Origin of the sequence: Amnibacterium sp. (assembly GCF_025463795.1) — a bacterium.
Classification (GTDB): Bacteria; Actinomycetota; Actinomycetes; order Actinomycetales; family Microbacteriaceae; genus Amnibacterium.
Genome location: NZ_JAODBE010000070.1, coordinates 47,050 through 69,120, shown reverse-complemented (window position 1 = coordinate 69,120; position 22,071 = coordinate 47,050). Strand labels below are relative to the sequence as shown.

Sequence of the window (22,071 nt, the reverse complement as noted above, 5' to 3'; positions counted from 1 at the left end):
GGTGCCCAGGCGGCCCACCCGGTGAGCTCGATCCGGTGGCGGCACGGATCCGCCGCCCCCGCCGTCCGAGGGCCGGCGTCCCCACCTGGGCGATCCGCCGGACCGGCGTCGAAGCCCGCCGCAGGGAGCGCCGCGACGGCCTCGTCCAGCGGGTCGACCTGCTCGCCAGGTGGCTCGGCGCGGATCCGTCGTCGCGCGAGCCCCCGGATCGACGACCGCTGCATACGCTGATCGGCATGGACACCGGTACGGACTGGCGGCGACGGCTCGGCGAGGTCGGGGTGTGGCGCGGGGGCCCCGATCTCGACGCGACGCTCGTGCGCACGATCGAGGGGCTCGGCTACGGCACGGTGTGGATCGGCGGCTCCCCGTCCTCGGACCTGCGGCAGGCGGAGGCGCTGCTCGAGGCGACGGAGCGGCTGCAGGTCGCGACGGGGATCGTGAACATATGGCGGTCCGACGCCGCCGAGCTGGCGCGCTCGTTCGCGCGGATCGAGGCCCGGCATCCCGGCCGGCTGCTGCTCGGAGTCGGTTCCGGCCACCGCGAGGCGACGCCGGAGCGCGTGCGGCCCGTCGAGGCGATGACCCGGTACCTCGACGTGCTCGACGAGGGCGGCGTGCCCGTCGCGGCGCGGGTGCTCTCCGCGCTCGGCCCGCGGATGCTGCGGCTCGCCGCCGAGCGGAGCGCTGGGACCCACCCGTACCTCACGATCCCGGCGCAGACGGCCGAGGAGCGGGCAGCGGTCGGCGCCGCCGCGCTCGTCGCTCCGGAGCAGACCGTCGTGCTGGATGCGGATCCGGTCTCGGCGCGGCGGAGCGCCCGTGCCTTCCTCGCCCGGTACCTGGGCATGGAGAACTACACCCGCACGATGCTGCGCGGCGGGTTCTCGCCCGAGGACGTGGCGGGGAACGGCAGCGACGAGCTCGTCGACCGGATCGTCGTGCACGGCGACGCCGAGGCGCTGGCCGCCGCGGTCCGGGCGCACCTCGACGCGGGCGCGGACCACGTCTGCGTGCAGGTGCAGCCCGCGGCGACCGACCCGGTTCCCGCCCTCCGCGGGCTCGCCGCGGCGCTCGGATCGTCCTGACCCGGGTCTGCGGCCACCAGGGACGTCCCCGCCGGAACACCTGCCGCCGATGTCCGCAGCGGCCGCAGATCGCGGCGCGGGGTCAGGCGAAGCGCGCGGGGGACAGGAAGTCGATGTCGACCGGGGGCCGGGTGCCGAGGGCGAGATCGGCGAGCACCTCGCCGAGCAGCGGGACGAACTTGAAGGCGTGCCCCGAGCATCCGGTCGCGACGATGCAGGACGGGGCCCAGGGCAGAGGGCCGAGCAGGAAGTCGCCGTCCGGGCTCATCGTGTAGAGGCACGTGTAGGCGGTGAGGAGATCTCCGGCCGCCGAAGGGATCAGGCGGGCGAGCGCCGCGCGGAGCGCGTCGACCTCCTCCGGATGCACGGTGCGGTCGACGCTCGCCGGCGTCGTCGGCGCGCCACCGTCGTGCCGGGCGATCTTCACCCCGTCGCCGGGGAGCAGCGGGAAGCCGTAGTGCAGGGCGCCGCCTGCGCCGGCCACGAAGCCCGGCAGCCGGTCCGGCCCGAGGCCGTCCGGGTCCAGGGGTGAGAAGTGGGCGACGACCTTGCGGGTCACGGTGAGCGGCAGCCGCTCGCCGAGCAGCTCGGGCGCCCACGGACCGGCGGTGATCACGACCCTGCGCGGGTGGTAGCGGGTTCCGCCGGTGACGACGACCGGCCGCTCGCCGTACTCGATCGCCAGCGCCGTCTCCGCGCGCAGATCCGCGCCCGCCTCGCGGGCGAGTCGGTGCAGCGTCCTGACAGTCGCCTCCGGATCCACGAAGCCGGCCTCCCGCTCGAGCGCCCCTTCCCAGTCGTTCGGCACCGTCACCGCGGGGTACCGCTCCCGGATCGCCGCCGCACCGAGCCGGTCGACCTGCAGCCCGTATCGGTGGGCAGCCTCGATCGTCGCCGGAACGAGCCGGGCCGGGTCGCCGGTCGGCGCGAGCGCGAGCACGCCGCACGCCGTGAGCAGGTGCTCGCCCGATCGCCGCTCGAGCTCCTGCCAGAGCCGCCAGGCGCGGACCGTCATCGGCACGTACGCAGGGTCCTCGAAGTAGGCCAGGCGGACCAGGCGGGTGTGCCCGTGCGAGGAGCCCTCGGCGTGACCGGCCGGCCGGGGGTCCAGGCCGACCACGGTCTCGCCACGATCCGCCAGCGCGAGCGCGGCCGCGGCGCCGATGCCGCCGAGCCCCACGACGACGGTGCCGTCGACCTCGACCTCCTCGACCATCGCCCCTCCTCCCGGCCGCACCGACCCTACTGACCGCGCGGAGGCGTCCGGCCGGGCGGCCCCGCGTGCATGACCGAGTGTTACCGCCACGTTTCGACATCGCCTCGAGCGCCGAGCACCATCGACGTGGGCGATCGGCGGATCGCGCGACGGCCGCCCGAAGGAGAAGGCCGTCCCAGCACCACGCACGAGCAGCAGGGGGACCCCTTCATGAGCACACCCAGAGACCAGGACGCGGCGCCGCAGCTGCCGCCGAAGCCGCGCCGCACCGGACGGCTGGTCGGCCTGATCGTCGTCGCGGCGGTCGTCGTCGCCGCCGTCGTCGTCGCGATCGCCGTCGCCGTGCGGCCCGACCCGTCCGCGGCCTCCGCCGGCGGCGCGAAGCCGACCACCGTCACGATCGGCGTCGCCGACGAGTCCGAATCGCACTGGCGCGTCTTCTCCTCGTTGGCGAGGAAGAAGCTGAACGTCACCGTCAAGCTGGTCAACTTCTCCGACTACAGCCGGCCGAATCCGGCGCTCAGCCAGGGCCAGACGGACCTCAACGAGTTCCAGCACCTCCAGTTCCTCGCGTCCTACAACGTGACGAACCACGACTCGCTGCAGCCGATCGGAGCCACCGCGGTCTACCCGCTTCCGCTCTACTCGCTGAAGTTCCGGTCCGCCTCCGCCCTGCCGGCGAAGGCGAAGATCGCCATCCCGAACGACGCGATCAACGAGGCGCGGGCGCTCCTCGTGCTTCAGGGCGCCGGCCTCGTCACCCTGAAGAACGGCGGCACCGCGTACTCGACCGCGAAGGACGTCACGGCCTCGACGGTGACGGTGACGCCGCTCGACGCGTCGCAGACGGCGACGGCCCTGAAGAGCGGGTCGGTCGCCGCAGCGGTCGTGAACGTCAACTACGCGACCGCCGCGAACCTGCCCGCCGCCGACGTGATCGGCAAGGACGACCCCTCCAGCGCCATCGCCGCGCCCTACGTGAACGCGTTCGTCGCGAGGAAGTCGGATGCGGCGAAGCCGCTCTACCGGAAGCTCGCGGCGCTGTACCACGACCCGTCCGTGGAGGCGGCCGTGACCAAGGACGAGGGCGGCACGGCGGTGTTCCGGACGACGAGCCCGTCCGCGCTGCAGGCGGAGCTGGCGAAGCTGCAGGCCGACGACCAGGCGGCGAACGGCTGATCGGCCCGGATCGACGGGCCCGGCCTCGACGAGGGCGGGCCCGTCTCGGCGGCGGAACGACGGAACGGGGGTCGGGATGAGCGCGCTCGTGCGCATCCAGGAGGTGTCGAAGCGCTACGGGGACGCCGTGGCGCTCGACGGCGTCACGCTCGACGTCGAGGAGGGCACGGTCCAGGGCGTGATCGGCTACTCCGGCGCGGGCAAGAGCACTCTCGTGCGGCTGATCAACGGACTCGAGCGGCCGACCTCGGGACGGGTGTTCGTCGGCGAGCACGAGATCAGTGCGCTGCCGGAGCGACGGCTGCGCGAGCTCCGAGGCGGCATCGGGATGATCTTCCAGCAGTTCAACCTGTTCCGCTCCCGGACCGTCGCGGGCAACGTCGCCTACCCGCTCACGGTCGCGGGCGTGCCGCGCGAGGAGCGCGACCGGCGGGTCGCCCGGCTGCTCGACTTCGTCGGGCTCCTCGATCGGGCGCACCACCATCCGGAGCAGCTCTCCGGGGGCCAGAAGCAGCGCGTCGGCATCGCCCGGGCGCTCGCACGCGACCCCAGGCTGCTGCTCGCCGACGAGGCGACCAGCGCCCTCGATCCGGAGACGACCGCCGACGTGCTCGCCCTGCTCGACCGGGTGAACCGGGAACTCGGCCTCACGATCGTGCTGATCACCCACGAGATGGAGGCGATCCGCTCGATCGCGGACCGGGTGGCGGTCATGGAGGGCGGCCGGGTCATCGAGAACGGCGACCTGTACGACGTCTTCGCGACGCCGACGACGCCGGCCGCTGCCCGCTTCGTCCGCACCGTGCTGCACGACCGGCCGTCCCCCGACACGGTCGCCCGGCTGCGGGCGTCCCATCCCGGCCGGCTCATCACCGTCCGCGTGCCGGACCGCAAAGGCTTCACCGCGGAGCTCTCGCGCGCCTTCGCTGCGCACGGCATCGCCGAGCAGCTCGTGTTCGGGGGCATCAGCGAGATCGCCGAGCGGCCGGTCGGCGCACTCACCTACGCCCTCGAGGGGCAGGAGGCCGCCGTCCGCGACCTGCTCGAGGCGCTCCGGCGCACGGACGTCGACGTCGTCGAGGAGGACTGAGATGGACGAGCTGATCGCGGACCTGCCCCAGTACGTGCAGGCGATCTGGGACACCCTCTACATCGTCGTCATCTCGCTCGTGGCCTCGGGCGTGGTCGGGCTCGTGCTCGGTGTCGCGCTCGCCACGACGAGATCGGGCGGCCTGCTCGCGAACCGCGCCGTCTACACGGTGCTCAACGTCGTCGTGAACATCGTGCGGCCGATCCCCTTCATCATCTTCGTCACCGCGATCGATCCCCTGACGATCCTCGTGGTCGGCACCACGATCGGTCCGACCGCCGGTGCCTTCGCGCTGTCCGTCGCCGCGGCGTTCGCGGTCTCGCGCATCGTCGAGCAGAGCCTCGTCGGCGTGGAACCGGGCGTGCTCGAGGCGGCGCGCGCCGCGGGCGCGGGTCCGCTGCGCATCATCGCGACGGTGCTGATCCCCGAGGGCCTCGGCCCGCTCGTGCTCGGCTACACGTTCCTGTTCGTGGGCATCGTCGACATGACCGCGCAGGTGGGCGCGATCGGCGGCGGCGGCCTCGGTGACTTCGCGATCACCTACGGCGCTCAGCGGTACAACTGGCCGATCGTCTACCTCACCGTCGCGACGATCATCGTGCTCGTGCAGGTCGGCCAGTTCGCGGGCAACGCCCTGGCGCGCAGAGCGCTGCGACGCTGACCGGCGGCGCCCCGGACAGCGGCTGCGCTCAGCGGGCGTCCGAGGGCGCCTGGGCGGCGGCGGACGCGGCGCCCTCCGCCACGGCGGTCGGCCGCCGGTTCCGCCACGTGCCGAGGACGGAGCCCACGAGGATCAGCGGGAAGCCGACGGCCAGACCGATCGTGATCGGCTCGTGCAGCACGAGGGCGCCGAGCGACACCGCGACGACCGGGTTGACGTAGGTGATGAGGCTCATCCGCGCCGGTCCCGCTTCCGCGATGAGGGCGAACATCACGAGGAACGCCGTCGCGGTGCAGAGCACGGCGAGCACGAGCACCGCCACGATCACGCCCGTGGAGGGCGCGCCCGGCCAGCGCGGGAGGGCGAACGGGGCGTAGACGACCGTCGCGACGATCAGCGATCCGGTGACCACGCCGATCGACGGCAGGCCCGCGAGGAAGCGGGTGATCACGATCGGGCCGATCGCGTACCCGATCACGACCGCGAGCACCTCGAGCACGGCGACGCCGTCGCTCGGCCGGAAGTCGAGGCCGACGAGCAGCGCGACGCCGCAGAACCCGACGAGCAGCCCGAGCACCCGTCGCGGGGTGAGCCTGTCCTGCCCGAGCGTCGTGACGAGCACCGCCGTCACGATCGGCACCGTCGCGATGAGCAGGCCGGTCGTCGAGCTGTTCAGGCTCGTCTCCGCGTGCCCGAGCAGCACCCACGGGCCGACGATCTCCACGACCGTGTAGACGAGCAGCGCCTTCCAGTGCGTGACGAGCGGGCGGAGCGCTTTCGCGCGGATGGCGAGCGGCAGCAGCAGGAGCGCACCGATCGTCGTGCGGGCGAAGGCGACGACCACGGGGTCGAGCTCGGCGACGGCGATGCGGATGAAGAGGTACGGCACGCCCCAGATCAGGCCGAGAGCGGCGAACAGCAGCCAGCCGCGGCGGGTCACGGGGCAGCCTTCAGCACCCGTCCACTCTGGCCCATCCCGACGACGTCGGCCGGTCACGGGACCGCGCCGCCCGCGCGGGCTCTTGTGCCTCGGATCGCCCCGCCGCTACCGTCGGACCGCTCGTGACCGATCGGAGGAGGTGAGACCCCGTGACCAGCATCCCCATCCGGGTGCTCCCTCCCGTCGCCGCGACGGGGCGACCGCAGTAGCTGCCGCAGGAAGCGCCCGATCGAGGCGTTCCCGAAAGGCATCACATGCAGCTCCACCTCTCCACGGGGACGACGTCGGAGGGCGTCGTCGAACGGGACCTCACGGTCGGCGGCGTGCCCGGCGTGCTCTGGTCGCCCGTGTCGCCGACCCCCGGCTCCCCCCTCCTCCTGCTCGGCCACGGCGGTGGCCTCCACAAGGGCGCCCCGGGCCTCGTCGCCCGCGCCCGGGAGGCGGTGCAGCGCGACGGCTTCTCCGCGGTCGCCATCGACGCCCCCGGTCACGGCGACCGGGACCGATCGGACGAGGACCGGCGCTGGATCGCCGAGATGCGGCGGGTCCGCGAGACGGGTCGGCCGCTCGGCCCCGTGCTCGGTCCCTTCAACCGGTCCCTCGCCGATCGGGCGGTGCCGGAGTGGCGGGCGGTGATCGACGCCCTCCAGGGCCTGCCCGAGATCGGTGCGGATGCGCGGATCGGCTACTCGGGCATGACCCTCGCGACGGCGATCGGCATCCCGCTCGCCGCGGCGGATCGGCGGATCCGCGCCTTGATCGTCGGCGGCTCGCTCGCGTATCCGTGGCTGCTCGAGGCCGCCCGCCGGGTGACGGTGCCCGTGGAGGTCCTGGTGCCGTGGGACGACCCCGAGCTCGATCGGGCGTCGGGGTTCGCCCTCTTCGATGCGCTCGCGTCCGAGGACAAGACGCTCCACGCCTTCCCCGGATCGCACTTCCGCGTCCCTGCCGACCGCTTCGACACGCGGTTCTTCGCCCGGCACCTCGGTGCTCCGGAACCGGTCGGTCGGCGGTGACCCGGATCGCGTCCGCGAGGCTGCGCGTTCCGGGTCGACCAGCGTCGGGACCTGCTGCAGGCCGCCGAACGCCTTCCACCGCAACGGCGCGATGCCGATGTCGATGACGGAACCGTTCCCACCGGCAGACGGCCCTCGGCCACCGAGGTGGGCGTGCCGGACCGGATCATGGATGCGCTCCTGAACCCTTGCGGGCAGAAGGGCCGCGGCTGACGGCCCCGGGGAATGGGCGGCTCGGTCGAGGGGCCGCGCCCCGGTTTCGGGGAGGCACCTCACCCGGAGTGGAGCGGAACCCCCAGCAGCGAGTACGAAGGTGGTAGCGGGACGGATGCCGGTCGGTACGCCGGCGGTGTCCTGATCCGCACCCTGCTCGCGAAGGAGACTCCATGACCCGCCCCGTCACCCTGTTCACCGGCCAGTGGGCCGACCTGCCGTTCGAGGAGGTGGCCCGCCTCGCGGGGGAGTGGGGCTACGACGGCCTCGAGATCGCCTCGTGGGGCGACCACCTCGACGTCGCCCGCCACGACGACGCCGACTACGTCGCCGGGCGGAAGGCGATCCTCGAGAAGAACGGCCTCCAGGTCTTCACGATCTCGAACCACCTCGTCGGCCAGGCCGTCTGCGACGACCCGATCGACGCACGCCACCGGGGGATCGTCCCCGACCGCGTGTGGGGTGACGGCGAGCCCGAGGGCGTGCGGCAGCGCGCGGCGGAGGAGCTGAAGGACACCGCACGCATGGCGAAGGCCCTCGGCGTCTCCACGGTCACGGGCTTCACCGGCTCATCGATCTGGAAGACCGTCGCGATGTTCCCGCCCGTCCCCGACGAGATGGTCGAAGCGGGGTTCCAGGACTTCGCCGACCGGTTCAACCCGATTCTGGACGTGTTCGACCAGCTCGGCGTGCGCTTCGCGTTCGAGGTGCACCCGAGCGAGATCGCGTACGACTACTGGACGGCGAAGCGCATGCTCGACGCGATCGGCAACCGGCCGGCCTTCGGGCTGAACTGGGATCCGAGCCACATGGTCTGGCAGCAGATCGACCCGGTGGGGTTCATCCTCGACTTCGCCGACCGGATCTACCACGTGCACTGCAAGGACTCGAAGGTGCAGACGGGCAACGGCCGCAACGGGCGGCTCTCGTCGCACCTCCCCTGGGCGGATCCGCGGCGCGGCTGGGACTTCGTCTCCGTCGGGCTCGGTGACGTGCCCTGGCAGCAGTGCTTCCGCGCCCTGAACGCGATCGGCTACGACGGCCCCCTCTCGGTCGAGTGGGAGGACGCGGGCATGGACCGGCTCGTCGGCGCCCCGCAGGCGCTCGAGTTCGTGCGCGCGAACGCGCTCACCCCGTCGGCGACCGCCTTCGACGCGGCCTTCTCGAGCGAACGCGGCTGACCCCGAGGTCCTCGAGCGCGCGGTTCGCTCCCGGTGGCCGTATCGACGATGCCGCTGTCAGGACGCGGCGGCCGCCTGTCCGAGATGAGCGCGGATCACGCCCACGACGAGGCGGTGGTCCTCGACCTGCGGCAGGCCCGCCACCGCGACCGTGCCCACGGGACCACCGACCTCGGACGCTCGACGTGAGGGTCTGAACGGCGTTCAGGCGACCGGGCGCTCCGCGCGCACGACCACGTCGTGATGCCGCACCGGGTGGCCGGGTACGGCCGAGGTGCCCTCCCTCGCGGTCCGGATGCGCCATCCGGCCGCCTCGAGCAGCCCGGTGATGTCGGCGGTCGTCGCCGTCGACCCCTCCGGCGGCCCGTGGTCGTCAGCCGAGCCGGCCGGCTGAGCGCCGTGCCCGACGATCAGCAGCGTGCCGCCCGGCGCGACCCACTCGGCGATCCGGTGGTAGAGCCGCAGCTGCGGGATCGACGCGTGGGCGTACGCCGTGGTCACGAGGTCGAAGGGGATCGACGGCTCCCACGTGGTGAGGTCCGCCTCGATCCACGTCACCGGCACCGCCGCCCGTCCGGCGCGCCGCGCCGCCGCGTTCAGGGCGCTGGGAGCGATGTCGACGCCGGTGACCGCCCACCCGGACGCGGCGAGCCGGACCGCGTCGGCGCCGGTGCCGCAGCCCGCGTCGAGGGCGGTCCCCGGCGGGAGTCCGAGCGTCTCGTCGTCGAGGTAGGGGTTCGGCGCGTCCGCATCGGCCGACCCGTCGCGCTGCGCCTCGCGCCAGTGCTGCTCCCACGCGTCCCGCGCGAACCGGTCGATCACGGACCCACTCTGACGCCGGAGCGCCGGTCCGCGCCAGGGAAGCCGGTCAGGCGTCCTCGCGGTCCGGGCTCTCCAAGCGGAAGAACGTGGACGTGTGCCCGTCGGAGCGCTCCTCCTGGTAGATGAAGTTGAGCCGGCGGTCGTCGAACGTCCGGAACCACTCGTCCCAGGAGACGTGGCGGAGCCGGTCGTCGTCGTCACCGAAGTCGATGCGCAGCACGCCGAGGTGGTCCCCGTGCTCGGTGCCCGGCACGGTCGCCGGCGTGCCGTTCCGCGACTCGGCCCACTTGCGGATGACGTCGTGGTGGGTGGTGACGAGGCTGCGGCCCGGCCGCTCGGGGTCCTCGTCCGTCGACGTGACCTCCTGCGAGTACTTCAGCGACTTGGAGGTGTCGGGGCCGGTGCGGATGCGGCCCCCGTCGGGACCCGCGCCGCGCGACGAGTCGTCCTGGTCGCCGCCGGCGGAGCCGCCCTTCCCGGACCGCGCTTCGGCGACCGCGTGCACCAGCTCCTCCTTCCGCATCGAGGAGGCGCCGCCGACACCCTCGTTCCGCGCCTCCCGACGGAGCTGGTCGACCTTCTCCGCGCGCAGCTCCGTCTCGCTCACGTCGGGGGTGTTCGGGGTCTGGTTGCCGGGCTCGTCGGGCATGGAGGTCCTCCCTCTGATCGATCGGGATCGTCCCGCGTCGACCCGGACGCCTCCTTGGAGTCCGCGGGACGGCGGCTACGAGCGCCCGAACCGATCGGGCAGCGCCCTCGTCCTGATCCTTCGCGCCACCTCAGCGGGAGGCGGTGAGGATGGCCCCACGGAGGTGGTCGCTCATGAAGCGCTCGACGTCCGGCTGCGCCCGCGCGACACGGGGTCGACGGTGCCCGGCTGGCTGACGGGGCTGCCCATCGAGTCCGTGCGGGTGCTCGTGGCCGTCTACGCGGTCGCTGCGGCGGCGGCGCTGGTGCTCCTGGTGCCCGTCCCCGGGGTGCGCGCACGCCTGCGGGTCTGGTGGCCCGGCGCGATGCTCGCGGCCGGGGTGGGGGCGCTCGCCGCCTCCGTCGTCGTGGTCGTCGTCGTCGACGTCGACGACCTGTTCGGCGTGCCGGCATCCCCCGTCATCCGGGCGGCCGCAGCGGCCGCGGGCGCCGGCGTCGGGCTCGCGATCGCGAACCTCGTCCACACCCGCTGGTGGCGCAAGGTCGTCGCGGTGCTGGCGATCCCGCTCGCCCTTGCGGCGGGCGGTCTGATGATCAACCGCGACGTCGCCTACTTCCCGAAGCTCGGCGACGTGGTCGGGATCACCGGAGTCCGGGCTCTGTCGGTGACGGGGGGCGCCGAGGCCCGGGCAGCCCTGCGCGGCTGGCGCGCGCCTGCCTCCATGCCGTCGACCGGCACCGTCGGCACGGTGACGATCCCCGGCGCCGAATCGCACTGGCACGCCCGCCCCGCCTGGATCTACCTCCCGCCCGCGGCGCAGACGGCCCATCCGCCGAAGCTGCCGGTCGTGATCGCGTTCTCCGGCGAGCCCGGGGGGCCCTCCGACGTCTTCCTCGCCGGCGGCCTGCAGGCGACGCTCGACGGGATCGCCCGCGCCCATCACGGGCTCGCGCCTGTCGTGGTCGTGCCCGACCAGCTCGGCGCGTTCCGTGCGAATCCGATGTGCGTGAACTCGCGGCTGGGCAACGTGCAGGACTACGTGCTCGACGACGTGCGCGGCTGGGTGCTCCAGCACCTGCCCGTCTCCTCGGACCGGCGCGAGTGGACCGTCGCCGGTTTCTCCGAAGGGGCCACCTGCGCCGTCCAGTTCGGTTCCGGCTTCCCGGCGGTGTTCGGTTCCTACCTCGCGATCTCGTCCGAGATCGGTCCGATCGACGGCACCCGAGCCCACACCGTCCACGTGGCGTTCCGCGGCAGCACAGCGGCATGGAAGGCGGCGCAGCCGATCGCGATCATGCGCCGCAAGGCGCCGTACCGGCAGACCTTCGCGCTCTACTCCGTGGGCGCCGCGGACACCCGGTACGGGCCGGTGACGCCGCGCCTGGCCGCCGCCTCGCGAGCGGCCGGGATGCGCACCGAGACGACGGTGCTGCCCGGCGTCGCCCACAACTGGAACACCGGCTCCGCAGGATTCGCCTGGGGCCTGCCGAGGCTGCTGCCCTGGTGGGGGATCTCATGAGCGCGCCGGCCGCGGTTCCCTCCGTCCCCGGCCGCGACGGCATCGCCCGCCGCCTGGTGCGCACCGTCCGTAGGAGTCCCGCGGCGTGCGGTCTCGCCGTGCTGCTGATCGTCGTCGGGATCGCCGACGGCTCCCTGGTGCGGGCGCCCCTGCTGGCGCAGGTGCCCCCGCGGGCCGCAGGCGCCCATCCGCTCGAGCTGATCGCGCTCTGGTCCGGGATCTTCGTGCCGAGGACCGTCGCTGGACTGGCCGTGGGCGTCGCCGCGGCGCTCGTCGTGCTGGTACCGGTCGAACGGGTCCTCGGCACGGCCTGGACCGTCCTCGCGTACGTGCTCACCTCGTCGGTCGGCGTGATCGCCGGCGTGGCCCTCCAATCCCTCGGCGTCATGACGCACGCCCTCTGGACGACTCCGGTGGAGGGGGCGCCCGCCGCCGGGCCGCTCACCCCGGTGCTCGGCGCGCTGCTCACGGCCAGCGCGGTCAGCGGCCCCCTCTGGCGACGGCGGATCCGGCTGATCGGGCTCTTCGGCGCGGTCGTCGTGCTGCTCTACTCCGGCCAGCCCGGCGACCTCTACCGACTGCTCGCCGCGGTGACCGGGCTGGCGCTCGGGCTCCTGCTCGCCCGCAGGCGTCCGGCGCTCACGTGGCCGCGCAGCTCCCACCACGAGGCGCGGAGCCTCATGGCGTCCCTCGTCGCCGTGAGCGCGGTCGGTCCCGTGGTCGCCCTCGTCGTGCCGCGTGGCTACGGTCTGCTGCGGCCGCTCGGGCTCCTCTTCCGCGACACGTTGCCGCCGCTCGGCAGCCTGCGGGCCGCCTGCCGAGTGCCCCACCCGGCCGCGGGCTGCGTGCGGGACATCGCGTTCGCGCGACTGAACGGACCGGGCGCCGTGCTGCTCACCGTGCTCCCTCTGGTGGTGCTGCTCATGGCGTCGTTCGCGATGTGGCGGGGCAGGCGGATCGCCGCTCTCGTCGCCGTCGGCGTCAACGGGCTGCTCGCCGTGCTCGCGGGCATCTACTTCGGATTCCTGCCCGCGGTGCTCGACCCGGACGAGCTCATCTCGCGAAGCGGTGCCGCGGGGCCGAACCTGCAGACGATCCTCGCCGTCGGGGTGCCCGCGGGCGTCGCGATCGCCGTGCTCACGATGCTCCGGCACTTCGACGTGAGGCCGTCGCGGCGCGCGGCCATCGGGTTCGCCGTCGCCGTCACGGGCGGCCTGCTCGCGACGGCAGTGCTCTACGTGGGGATCGGCCTGCTGCTGCGGCAGCAGTTCACCCCGCACGTCGGCCTGCCCGACCTGCTCGGCGATCTCCCGGAGCGATACGTGCCGGTGGGCTTCCTGCGGTTCCGGCGCCTCGACTTCGTGCCGGCGACCGACGCCGCCGAGCGCGTCTTCGACCTGCCGGGACCTCTCGCCTGGCTCGTGCTCCTCGGCGCGCTGGCGGTGGCGGCGCTGTCCCGCCGGTCGGCGCCCGCCGCCGGTGAGCTCGACCGGCTTCGGGCGATCCTTCGGCGAGGATCCGCCGGGTCCCTCGGGCACATGGCGCTGTGGCGGGGCAACCGCCTGTGGTTCGCCGCCGACGGCACCCACGCGGTCGCCTATCGGGAGGTGAACGGTGTCGCGATCACCGTCGGTGAGCCGGTGGGACCCGAGGACGGCCGCGGACGGGCGGCCGGCGAGTTCGCCCTGTTCTGCGACGACGCCGGTCTCACCCCCGTCTTCTACGCCGTACGACCCGAGTTCGCCGCTGACCTGGGCGGCGGCCCGTCGTGGCCGTGGATCCGTATCGGCGAGGACACGGTCATCGATCCGCAGGCCTTCTCGATGAAGGGCAAGCGCTGGCAGGACGTGCGCTCCTCGATCAACCGGGCCGAGCGCGCCGGTGTCAGGGCGATGCGGATGAGCTGGGACCAGTGCTCCCTGGGGCTCCGGTCGCAGATCACGGCCATCTCGGAGGAGTGGGTCGCCGACCGCAGGCTGCCCGAGCTCGAGTTCACGCTCGGCGGCATCGACGAGCTGAAGGATCCGGAGGTCCGACTGCTCCTCGCGGTCGGGCCCGGTGAGCGCGTCGAGGGCGTCACCAGCTGGCTGCCGACGTACCACGAAAGCGCGCTGATCGGCTGGACGCTCGACTTCATGCGACGCCGCACCGACGGCATGAACGGCGTCATGGAGTTCCTCATCGCGTCGATGGCGCTGCAGGCGAGGGAGGAGGGCGTGGAGTTCCTCAGCCTTTCGGTCGCGCCCCTCGCCGCGTCGAGCGAGGGGGAGGACGAGCTGCCGCGGGCGCTCGAGGCCCTCGCCCGAGTCCTCGAGCCCGCCTACGGGTTCCGGTCCCTCGCCGCATTCAAGGAGAAGTTCCAGCCGGCGGTGCGACCGGTGGTGCTCGCGTTCCCCGACCCCCTTGCGCTCCCCGGGATCGGGATCGCGATCGCCCGCGCCTACCTCCCCGACATGTCCTTGCCCGACGTCGCCCGGCTGGCGGGCTCCCTGCGCTGATCCGGACCGCGTGTGCTCCTGCGCTGCTCGCGCTCCACGGAGTTCCTCGGACGGGTCGGTCAGCGGCCGACGGCGTGGAGCGTCCAGGTGCCTGCGTGCGCGAGCACACGACCGGCCCGGACGAGGCGACTCGAGTCGGGGTCGAGGTCGGTCGCCGCGCGATGCACGACGACCGCATCTCCGGAGAGCAGGTAGCGGGTGACGTCCTGCTGCCACACCTCGTCCTCACGTCGCGGCAGGGGCGTGCCGCGCACACGGACCGCGTCGCGGTCCATGGTGTAGCCCGTGACATCGGGCCAGAGTCGGCAGCCGCGGGCGAGGTCGCGGCTCAGCACGTCCAGCGCGGCGAGGATCTGCTGGTCGTCGGCCATCACGCAGCCCGGCACCCGCAGCGCCGCGGGCCGGAGCACCGAGACGGGGATGGGCGCGCTCGGCTGCGCGATGCCGACGGCGCGCAGGTTCAGCGCTGCGACGGCGACGAGCAGCAGCCCGGCGAGCAGCCCGCGCAGGGGTACCGAGCGCAGGCGGGCGAGGATCCGCGCGGACCCGATCGCGACCGTGAGGACGATCCAGGGTGCGGTGAGCGCGCCGTAGTGCAGGAAGTAGGAGGGGCTCGCGAGCAGCACGGCGATCCCGGCGAGTGCTGCGAGGGGGTGGAGGCGAGCGCCGCGGACGCCGAGCGTGACGATGCAGCACGCGAGCAGGCCGATCAGCAGCAGGGGGCCGACCTTGGTCGGGCTGAGCAGCGCCGACCACGGTTGGGACAGGTGCAGCGGCATCGCGCCGAGCAGCGTCGAGAGCCGTTCCTGCACCGGAACGGTCGTCGTCCGCTGCCGCCCCAGCTGGTCGAGGACGACCTGCTGCAGAAGGGCCGCCGGGCTCACGAGCAGGAACGGGCCGTAGATCGCGGCTGCGGCGGTTCCCGCGCCGATCACGAACCGGGCGGCGGATCGCCAGTGGACCGCGGCGATCAACGCAGCCGGGACGACGTACCAGATCCGCATGCCGATGGCCGCGCCCGCGGCGGCGCCCGCGAGCAGCATGCCGGTGCGCGGGTGGCGCGCCGCCCGGTCGGCGAGCAGCACCGCGAGCAGCAGTCCGCAGGTGCCGAGCGGTTCGAGCAGGGTGCTGCGTTCGCTGTAGGCCGCGGGGAAGAAGACCGCGTAGCCGACGCCGGCGGTGAGGGCCGCGACGACGCCGAACCGGTGCGCGATGCGCATGATGAGCGCCGCGTTCACCCCTCCGACGGCGATGAAGGCGAGCCTGGCGGCGATGACGCCGTAGGGGTCGTGCGTGAGCGAGCCGAACCAGGCGAACGGAGCGAGCGCGAGGATCGTTCCCGGCGGCTGGAGCAGCAGGACGTCGCGGTAGGGGAGGCGGCCGTGCACGAGCGCGTCCGCCGCCGCGTAGTAGACGCCGTCGTCGTAGCCGTCCGAGCCGTCGAATCCACCGGACTGGACGAGGAGGCGCACACGAACGACGACCGCCAGCAGGCCGATCGCGAGCAGCACGAGGCCCCACACCCACCCGGGCGGGGACGTCGCCGCCCGGTCCGCGGCACGCGCCGGGCGAACGGTGGCACGGTCGGCGGACAGCGTGGTCACGCTCTCAACGTCCGCGGCCGGGACTGAGACGGCCCTGATGCCACGCCGATCGGGTCACCCGCCGCCGAGACGGTCATGTTCTGCGCAGCCCGGCGCCGCTCCCCGGCGGATTCTCCGTGCCGGCTCAGTGCCGGGAGGGGTAGCCAGGACGGATGCATCACCTGCTCGCGCTCGGTCCTGCCGTCCTGGTGCCGGCATGCGGTCTGCTGTGGCTCGGTGGCGCCGGGGCCGTCGCCATGGCGGTGGGGCGCACCATCCGGCTGGCCGACCGCCGATCGACGCGTCCGGCATCGCGATCACGGGAGTCGCGCGGCCGGCCCATCGGGTTCGACTGACCGACTGCGGCGCCGCATCGAGGCGCCGCGCCGGGGACGGGTAGGGTCGAGGCGCGCTCCTGCGCGCGTGTCGTCGGGTTCGACCTGGTCCCGTCCGGCGCACGGGCTCGGCGCATGACCGGTGCAGGAGAAGTCAGGTGCGTTACGCCCAGTCCGTCGTCGAACTGATCGGCGACACCCCGCTCGTCCGGCTCAACCGTGTCGCGGCAGGCACCGCGGCCACCGTGCTCGCGAAGGTCGAGTACCTGAACCCGGGCGGATCCGTGAAGGACCGCATCGCTGTTCGGATCATCGACGAGGCCGAGCGCGCCGGCCTGCTGCGGCCCGGCGGCACGATCGTCGAGCCCACGAGCGGCAACACCGGCGTGGGTCTGGCGCTCGTCGCCCAGCAGCGGGGCTACCGCTGCCTGTTCGTGCTGCCCGACAAGGTCGGCGAGGACAAGCGGGCGGTGCTCACCGCCTACGGCGCCGAGATCGTCGTCACGCCGACCGCGGTGGCACCCGACGACCCGGAGTCGTACTACAGCGTGTCGGACCGCCTCGCGAGGGAGATCCCCGGCGCCTACAAGCCGAACCAGTACGCCAACCCCAACGGCCCGCTGAGCCACTACGCCACGACGGGGCCCGAGATCTGGCGCGACACCGACGGCCGCCTGACGCACTTCGTGACGGGCGTGGGCACCGGCGGCACGATCAGCGGCACCGGCCGGTACCTGAAGGACGCCTCGTCCGGCCGGGTCCGGGTCATCGGCGCCGACCCGGAGGGATCCGTCTACTCGGGCGGTACCGGGCGGCCCTATCTGCTCGAGGGGGTCGGCGAGGACTTCTGGCCCGCCGCGTACGACCAGGAGGTCGCCGACGAGGTCATCGCCGTGTCCGACGCGGACGCCTTCCGGATGACGCTGCGTCTCGCCAGGGAGGAGGGCCTGCTCGTGGGCGGCTCCAGCGGCATGGCGGTGGTCGCCGCGCTCCGCGTCGCGGAGGGGCTCGGGCCGGAGGACGTGGTCGTCGTGCTGCTGCCCGACGGCGGTCGTGGCTACCTCGGCAAGATCTTCAACGACGGGTGGATGCGCTCCTACGGGTTCGAGGAGCCCAGCGAGGGCACCACCGTCGAGCAGGTGCTCCGCTCGAAGCACGACGGCCTGCCCGACCTCCTCGCCGTCCGGCCCACCGACACGGTGCGCGACGCGATCGTCACGATGCGCCGCTACGACGTCTCGCAGCTCCTCGTCCTCACGGCCGACCCGCCCCTGGCGATGGGCGAGGTCGTCGGCGCGGTCGACGAGCGCCGGCTGCTCGACCACATCTACTCCGAGACGGGCGACCTCCGCGACCCGATCGAGTCCCTCGTCGGGCCGCCGCCGCCCCTGATCGGCGCGCACGACTCCATCGCCGCCGCCCGGGCGTCGCTCGTCCACGCGGATGCCCTCCTCGTGACCGCCGGCGGCCGCCCCATGGGCCTGCTCACCCGATCCGACCTGCTCGCGTTCGTCAGCGAGTGACCAGAAGGAGCCCGATGCCCGACCAGCGCCTCCCCGGCTTCGCCACCCGCGCCGTGCATGCCGGCCAGGAGCCCGACCGCACCACCGGATCCATCACCCCGGCGATCCATCAGACGTCGACCTTCGTCCAGGACGGCATCGGCGGACTCCGGGAGGGCTACGAGTACGGCCGAAGCGGCAACCCCACCCGCACCGCGTTCGAGCAGCAGGTCGCCGCGCTCGAGCAGGGGACGAACGCCGTCGCGTTCGCGTCCGGGCTCGCCGCCGAGGACGGGCTGCTGCGGGCGGTGCTCGCTGCGGGGGATCGTGTGCTGCTCGGCGACGACGCGTACGGCGGCACGTACCGCCTGCTGAAGCGGATCCATGAGCCGGCCGGGGTGCGGCTCGAGACGGTCGACCTCACCGATGCGGCTGCCGTCGAGGCCGCGTTCGCGGAGCCCGTCCGGGTGCTCTGGATCGAGACGCCGACCAATCCGCTGATGAAGGTGGTCGACATCGTCGCGCTCGCGGCGGCGGGGCACGCCAACGGGGCGCTCGTGGTCGTCGACAACACCTTCGCGTCGCCCGCGCTCCAGCAGCCCCTCGCGCTCGGCGCCGACGTCGTCGTGCACTCCGCCACGAAGTACCTCGGCGGCCACTCCGACGCCCTCGGCGGCGTGGTCGTCACCTCCGACGAGGCCCTCGCCGAGCGGGTGCGCTTCCTGCAGTTCGCGGCAGGGGCCGTGCTCGCGCCGTTCGAGGCGTGGCTGCTCACCCGCGGGATCAAGACCCTCGACCTCCGCATGCGGCGCCACACGGAGAGCGCCGGCGCGATCGCGGCGCAGCTCGCGGCGCACCCGGCGGTCGAGCGGGTCTACTACCCGGGCCTCCCGGATCATCCGGGTCACGACATCGCGGCGCGGCAGATGAGCGGATCCGGCGGGATGCTCTCGGTGGCGCTCGCCGGCGGTGAGGCGGCCGCGCGGAGTCTCGCGGAGCGCACCCGCCTCTTCGCGCTCGCCGAGTCGCTCGGCGGCGTGGAGTCCCTCATCGGATACCCGAGCCTGATGACGCACGCGTCAGTTCGCGGGACCCCGCTCGCGGTGCCGGAGAACGTCGTGCGGCTCTCGGTCGGCGTCGAGGACCTGGCCGACCTGCAGCAGGACCTCGAGGACGCGCTCCGCACCCACTGATCCCCGCGGCTCCGACGGGAGCCGCCAGGCGGCGCCTCCCGGAGCTGCGGCGGTCCCGGCGGGAGGCCCCTCCCGAAGCGGGATCACCGAGCGCTGGACGCGGATCGAGCCCTCGCCGGGGGCGGTCCCGTTGACAGGATGGCGCGCTGTCCAGTAGTTTCCCCTTGTGGCAATTGCGACAGCAGGAAAGTCCGACGGCATGGACGCCGTCTTCCTCGCGCTCGCCGACGGCACCCGCCGGCGCCTCGTGGACGAGCTGCTGGCCGGGGACGCGACCGTCGGCCAGCTCGCGGAACGCCTCGGCGTCGCCACCCCGTCGGTCTCGAAGCACCTCACCGTGCTCGAGCGGGCCGGCCTGGTCTCGCGGCAGCGCGAGGCGCAGTGGCGCCGCTGCCGGCTCGAGGGCGCCGCGTTCGCCCGGCTGCGCGACTGGGTCGACCACTACGAGTCGCTCTGGACCGGGAGCCTCGACCGCCTCGAGGCCCGCCTGCGGGACGAGCGGCCGTGAGCGCCGCCCAGGTCACGCGCCTCCGCCACGGGCTGGACGTCGTGCGGACGCTGCCCGCACCGGTGCCGCGGGTCTTCCGCGCCCTCTCCGAGCCCGAGGAGCTCGCCCTCTGGTGGGGGCCGCCCGACTACCCGGTCGCCTGGTGCACCGTCGACTTCCGCCCCGGCGGCGTGTGGCACTACCTCCTCCGCGGCGTCCGCACGGGCGAGGAGTTCTGGGCCAGGGCCGTGTACGGCGAGATCACGCCGCCCACCGCGCTCACCTACCTCGAGACCTCGTCGGATGCGACCGGCGCGGTCACCGAGGCGCGACCGGCCGCCAACGTCCGCATCGAGCTGCTCCCGGCCGGCGAGGCCGATGCGACCGAGCTCGTGATCCGCATCCGCCACCAGTCCACCCTCGACCGGGACCGTGCCATCGGCTTCGGGATCGAGTCCGGTCTCGGCCGCGCCCTCGACACCCTCGAGGCCCTGCTGCGCCGCGACCTCCACCAGAAGGAGCACCAGTGACCGAGTTCGTCCAGTCCGCCGACGGCACCGCGATCGCCTACGAGGTGCACGGCACCGGGCCGACCGTCGTGCTCGTCGACGGCGCCATGTGCTTCCGCGGCAGCGGCCCCATGCGCGGCATCGCGGATGCGATCGGCGACGCGCTGCGGGTCGTGCTGTACGACCGCCGGGGGCGTGGAGCCTCGGGCGACACCGCGCCCTTCGCGGTCGAGCGCGAGGTCGAGGACCTCGCCGCGATCGCGGCCGCGGCCGGCGGACCGGTGGCGCTCTTCGGCATGTCCTCCGGGGGAGCACTCGCTCTCCGGGCCGCTGCCGCCCTGGACGCGGTGAACCGCGTCGCCGTCTACGAGCCGCCGTTCATGCCTGAGCCGGCGCTCCCGGGCGCCCTCGCCTACACCGCCGAGCTGGGTGAGACGCTCGACCGGGGCGACAGGGGTGCGGCCGTCGAGGCGTTCCTGCGCCGCGTCGGCATGCCGCCCGAGGCCGTCGCGGGCATGCGCCACTCGCCCGGCTGGGCAGGCATGGAGGCGCTCGCGCCGACCCTCGCCTACGACGACGCGGCCATGGGCGACAGCAGGGTGCCGGCGCTCGACGGGCTCGACGCCGAGGTGCTCGCCCTCGCGGGCGGCGCGTCGCCCGGCTTCCTGCAGTACGGTGCCCGGGCGGTGGCGGAGGCGTCGGGCGGTCGCTTCGAGCAGCTCGCGGGCCAGACCCACGACATCGCGCCGGGTCCCGCTGCCGAGGCCCTCGTCGCGTTCGTGCGCTGAGGGTCGGGCGCCCGGCACCGAGCGGAGCGCCTGGTGGCTGATCATCCGCGCAGGAACAGCCACCCGGCGAGGACGACGCCGCACGCTGCGATGAGCCACCGCATGGCGCGCGCGGGCACGCGCCTCGCGACGGAGGGCCCGATCAGGCCACCGATCGCCGCGCCGGCGCCCAAGGGGACCGCCGCCGACCACACGACGGTGCCGACGGCGGCGAACAGCACGGCGGGCAGGAGATCGGATGCGATCAGGATCACGTTCTTCATGGCGTTCGCGCGGTGCAGCACCGGCTCCCTGGTGAGCAGCAGCAGGGCGATCAGCAGGATCCCCGAGCCGGCGCCGAAGTAGCCGTTGTAGAGCGTGATGCCTCCGAGGCCCGCGGCGATCGCGGTGCGGCTCCAGCGGCGCTGCCTGCGGTGCTGCCACCGGGTGATCGCGGGCTGCAGGAGGAGGATCGCCGCTCCCGCGAGCACCAGGAACGGCACGACCCGGTCGAACACCCGCCCGGGCGTGACGACGAGCAGGACCGCGCCGGCCGACGAGCACAGCGCGCCGACCGCAGCCCATCGGCGGATCGTCGCCCCGTGCCCGGCGACGTCGGGCGCCGCTCTGCTCGCGGAACCGATCCCGCTGCCCAGCAGTGCGACCGAGTTGGTGATGTTCGCGGCGAGCGGGGGGATGCCGGTGGCGAGCAGTGCCGGATAGGCGACGAGGCTCGTGATGCCGCCCGCGGTGCCGACGATGCCGGCAGCGACGCCTGCGAGGAGCAGGACCGACGCGATCAGGACGGCGTGGGGCACAGCCCGATGATCGCAGCGACGGGGCGGACGCGGATCCGGGTGACCCGGAGGATCCCGGCGCCGTCGCGGAGTCGGCCGGCGGTGTCAGGATGCGGGCATGCGCATGCTGCTCACGTCCAACGGGGTGCGACCCGGTCCGGTTCACGACGCGTTGGTCGACCTGCTGGACAAGCCGCTGTCGGAAGCGCGGATGGTCGTCGTGCTCGATGCGATGCTCCCCTTCCCGGGCGACAAGTCGAAGATGCTCGAGCACCTGCAGCAGCATCGCTCGCTCGGGTGGGCGGAGTTCGACGTCATGTCCCTGTTCTCCGGACCGCCCTCACTGGTCGAGTCCCGGCTCCGGTCGGCCGATGCCGTCTTCGGCTACGGCGGCAGCAACCACTGGCTCGCGCACGCCTGGACGGCGACGGGGCTCGCGCCGGTGCTTCGAGACCTGCTCGACGAGAAGGTCTATGTCGGGCAGAGCGCCGGCTCGATGATCTTCTCCCGGCTGCAGGCTGCCGCGGTCGAGGCGTTCGACGATCAGGAGGAGGTCGAGCTGTTCCAGCTCGGGTCCGTCGCCCCGGCGGTGCCGCTCTTCGACTGGTTCCTGCTGCCGCACCTCGGCGCCCCGTTCTTCCCGCACACGACGGACGAATGGGCGGCGGGGAGCGCGGCCCGGCTCGGCGGCCCGATCTGGTTCCTCGACGACGCGTCCGCGCTGATCGTGCGCGACCCTGCGGCCGATCCGGAGGTCGTCTCGAGCGGCCACTGGCTCCGCTTCGACGGCAGCGCACGGCTCGTCGACTCGCGGTGATCCGAGGGG

At 73.6% G+C, this 22,071-nt stretch carries 21 protein-coding genes; 15 read left to right on the top strand and 6 right to left on the bottom strand.

Annotated features, from left to right (window positions below; genetic code table 11):
* Positions 1-236: 236 nt before the first annotated feature.
* Entirely contained in the window at positions 237-1,088 is an 852-nt protein-coding gene (locus JWQ92_RS06975; RefSeq protein WP_297343746.1) for a TIGR03620 family F420-dependent LLM class oxidoreductase, read from the top strand.
* Between the two features lie 82 nt (positions 1,089-1,170).
* On the opposite strand, the gene solA is transcribed toward JWQ92_RS06975, so the two are convergent.
* Positions 1,171-2,304: an N-methyl-L-tryptophan oxidase gene (gene solA / locus JWQ92_RS06970; protein WP_297343745.1), complete on the bottom strand. Its 1,134-nt coding sequence runs from the start codon at positions 2,302-2,304 to the stop codon at positions 1,171-1,173.
* A 210-nt stretch (positions 2,305-2,514) separates the two neighbouring features.
* Here solA and JWQ92_RS06965 point away from each other — a divergent pair, with 210 nt between their 5' ends.
* From JWQ92_RS06965 to JWQ92_RS06955, 3 genes are all read left to right on the top strand, one after another.
* On the top strand, positions 2,515-3,483 hold the full coding sequence (locus JWQ92_RS06965) for a MetQ/NlpA family ABC transporter substrate-binding protein (protein WP_297343744.1): 969 nt from the start codon (positions 2,515-2,517) through the stop codon (positions 3,481-3,483).
* Between the two features lie 76 nt (positions 3,484-3,559).
* The gene (locus JWQ92_RS06960; RefSeq protein WP_297343743.1) at positions 3,560-4,573 is read left to right on the top strand and encodes a methionine ABC transporter ATP-binding protein; all 1,014 of its coding nucleotides are present in this window, start codon (positions 3,560-3,562) and stop codon (positions 4,571-4,573) included.
* A 1-nt stretch (position 4,574) separates the two neighbouring features.
* On the top strand, positions 4,575-5,234 hold the full coding sequence (locus JWQ92_RS06955) for a methionine ABC transporter permease (RefSeq protein WP_297343742.1): 660 nt from the start codon (positions 4,575-4,577) through the stop codon (positions 5,232-5,234).
* Between the two features lie 28 nt (positions 5,235-5,262).
* Here JWQ92_RS06955 and JWQ92_RS06950 read toward each other — a convergent pair whose 3' ends face one another.
* Complete coding sequence (locus tag JWQ92_RS06950) at positions 5,263-6,174, bottom strand: DMT family transporter (RefSeq protein WP_297343741.1); 912 nt, start codon at positions 6,172-6,174, stop codon at positions 5,263-5,265.
* Between the two features lie 254 nt (positions 6,175-6,428).
* On the opposite strand from JWQ92_RS06950, the gene JWQ92_RS06945 reads away from it, so the two are divergent.
* Together JWQ92_RS06945 and JWQ92_RS06940 are read left to right on the top strand one after the other, a co-directional pair.
* Positions 6,429-7,190 carry an alpha/beta hydrolase gene (locus JWQ92_RS06945; protein ID WP_297343740.1) on the top strand — a complete coding sequence of 254 codons (762 nt, stop codon included), beginning with the start codon at positions 6,429-6,431 and terminating at the stop codon, positions 7,188-7,190.
* Positions 7,191-7,576: 386 nt separating this feature from the next.
* On the top strand, positions 7,577-8,584 hold the full coding sequence (locus tag JWQ92_RS06940) for a sugar phosphate isomerase/epimerase (RefSeq protein WP_297343739.1): 1,008 nt from the start codon (positions 7,577-7,579) through the stop codon (positions 8,582-8,584).
* A 204-nt stretch (positions 8,585-8,788) separates the two neighbouring features.
* Here the strand turns inward: JWQ92_RS06940 and JWQ92_RS06935 are convergent, their stop codons facing one another.
* Both JWQ92_RS06935 and JWQ92_RS06930 read right to left on the bottom strand, forming a co-directional pair.
* Positions 8,789-9,406: a trans-aconitate 2-methyltransferase gene (locus JWQ92_RS06935; RefSeq protein ID WP_297343738.1), complete on the bottom strand. Its 618-nt coding sequence runs from the start codon at positions 9,404-9,406 to the stop codon at positions 8,789-8,791.
* A 46-nt stretch (positions 9,407-9,452) separates the two neighbouring features.
* The gene (locus JWQ92_RS06930) at positions 9,453-10,055 is read right to left on the bottom strand and encodes a hypothetical protein (RefSeq protein WP_297343737.1); all 603 of its coding nucleotides are present in this window, start codon (positions 10,053-10,055) and stop codon (positions 9,453-9,455) included.
* Positions 10,056-10,218: 163 nt separating this feature from the next.
* On the opposite strand from JWQ92_RS06930, the gene JWQ92_RS06925 reads away from it, so the two are divergent.
* Complete coding sequence (locus JWQ92_RS06925; protein ID WP_297343736.1) at positions 10,219-11,574, top strand: alpha/beta hydrolase-fold protein; 1,356 nt, start codon at positions 10,219-10,221, stop codon at positions 11,572-11,574.
* Complete coding sequence (locus JWQ92_RS06920) at positions 11,571-14,072, top strand: bifunctional lysylphosphatidylglycerol flippase/synthetase MprF (RefSeq protein ID WP_297343735.1); 2,502 nt, start codon at positions 11,571-11,573, stop codon at positions 14,070-14,072. Before JWQ92_RS06925 ends, JWQ92_RS06920 begins: the two co-directional genes overlap by 4 nt.
* Positions 14,073-14,131: 59 nt before the next feature.
* Here the strand turns inward: JWQ92_RS06920 and JWQ92_RS06915 are convergent, their stop codons facing one another.
* Positions 14,132-15,676 carry a hypothetical protein gene (locus tag JWQ92_RS06915; protein ID WP_297343734.1) on the bottom strand — a complete coding sequence of 515 codons (1,545 nt, stop codon included), beginning with the start codon at positions 15,674-15,676 and terminating at the stop codon, positions 14,132-14,134.
* A 152-nt stretch (positions 15,677-15,828) separates the two neighbouring features.
* On the opposite strand from JWQ92_RS06915, the gene JWQ92_RS06910 reads away from it, so the two are divergent.
* The 6 genes from JWQ92_RS06910 to JWQ92_RS06885 all read left to right on the top strand — a co-directional run bounded on the left by JWQ92_RS06910 (position 15,829) and on the right by JWQ92_RS06885 (position 20,469).
* A complete protein-coding gene (locus JWQ92_RS06910) occupies positions 15,829-16,011 on the top strand; it encodes a hypothetical protein (protein WP_297343733.1) in 183 nt (60 codons plus the stop codon).
* Between the two features lie 137 nt (positions 16,012-16,148).
* A complete protein-coding gene (locus JWQ92_RS06905) occupies positions 16,149-17,513 on the top strand; it encodes a cystathionine beta-synthase (RefSeq protein WP_297343732.1) in 1,365 nt (454 codons plus the stop codon).
* Between the two features lie 14 nt (positions 17,514-17,527).
* Positions 17,528-18,685, top strand: coding sequence for a cystathionine gamma-synthase (locus JWQ92_RS06900; protein ID WP_297343731.1), 1,158 nt, complete (start codon positions 17,528-17,530; stop codon positions 18,683-18,685).
* A gap of 199 nt (positions 18,686-18,884) precedes the next feature.
* Entirely contained in the window at positions 18,885-19,193 is a 309-nt protein-coding gene (locus tag JWQ92_RS06895) for a helix-turn-helix transcriptional regulator (RefSeq protein WP_297343730.1), read from the top strand.
* Positions 19,190-19,702: an SRPBCC domain-containing protein gene (locus tag JWQ92_RS06890; RefSeq protein ID WP_297343729.1), complete on the top strand. Its 513-nt coding sequence runs from the start codon at positions 19,190-19,192 to the stop codon at positions 19,700-19,702. The genes JWQ92_RS06895 and JWQ92_RS06890 overlap by 4 nt, the downstream gene beginning before the upstream one ends.
* Complete coding sequence (locus tag JWQ92_RS06885) at positions 19,699-20,469, top strand: alpha/beta fold hydrolase (RefSeq protein WP_297343728.1); 771 nt, start codon at positions 19,699-19,701, stop codon at positions 20,467-20,469. Before JWQ92_RS06890 ends, JWQ92_RS06885 begins: the two co-directional genes overlap by 4 nt.
* A 41-nt stretch (positions 20,470-20,510) precedes the next feature.
* On the opposite strand, the gene JWQ92_RS06880 is transcribed toward JWQ92_RS06885, so the two are convergent.
* Positions 20,511-21,266 carry a sulfite exporter TauE/SafE family protein gene (locus tag JWQ92_RS06880; RefSeq protein WP_297343727.1) on the bottom strand — a complete coding sequence of 252 codons (756 nt, stop codon included), beginning with the start codon at positions 21,264-21,266 and terminating at the stop codon, positions 20,511-20,513.
* A gap of 97 nt (positions 21,267-21,363) precedes the next feature.
* Between JWQ92_RS06880 and JWQ92_RS06875 the strand changes: the two genes are divergently transcribed.
* The gene (locus JWQ92_RS06875) at positions 21,364-22,062 is read left to right on the top strand and encodes a Type 1 glutamine amidotransferase-like domain-containing protein (RefSeq protein ID WP_297343726.1); all 699 of its coding nucleotides are present in this window, start codon (positions 21,364-21,366) and stop codon (positions 22,060-22,062) included.
* The last annotated feature ends 9 nt before the right edge of the window (positions 22,063-22,071 follow it).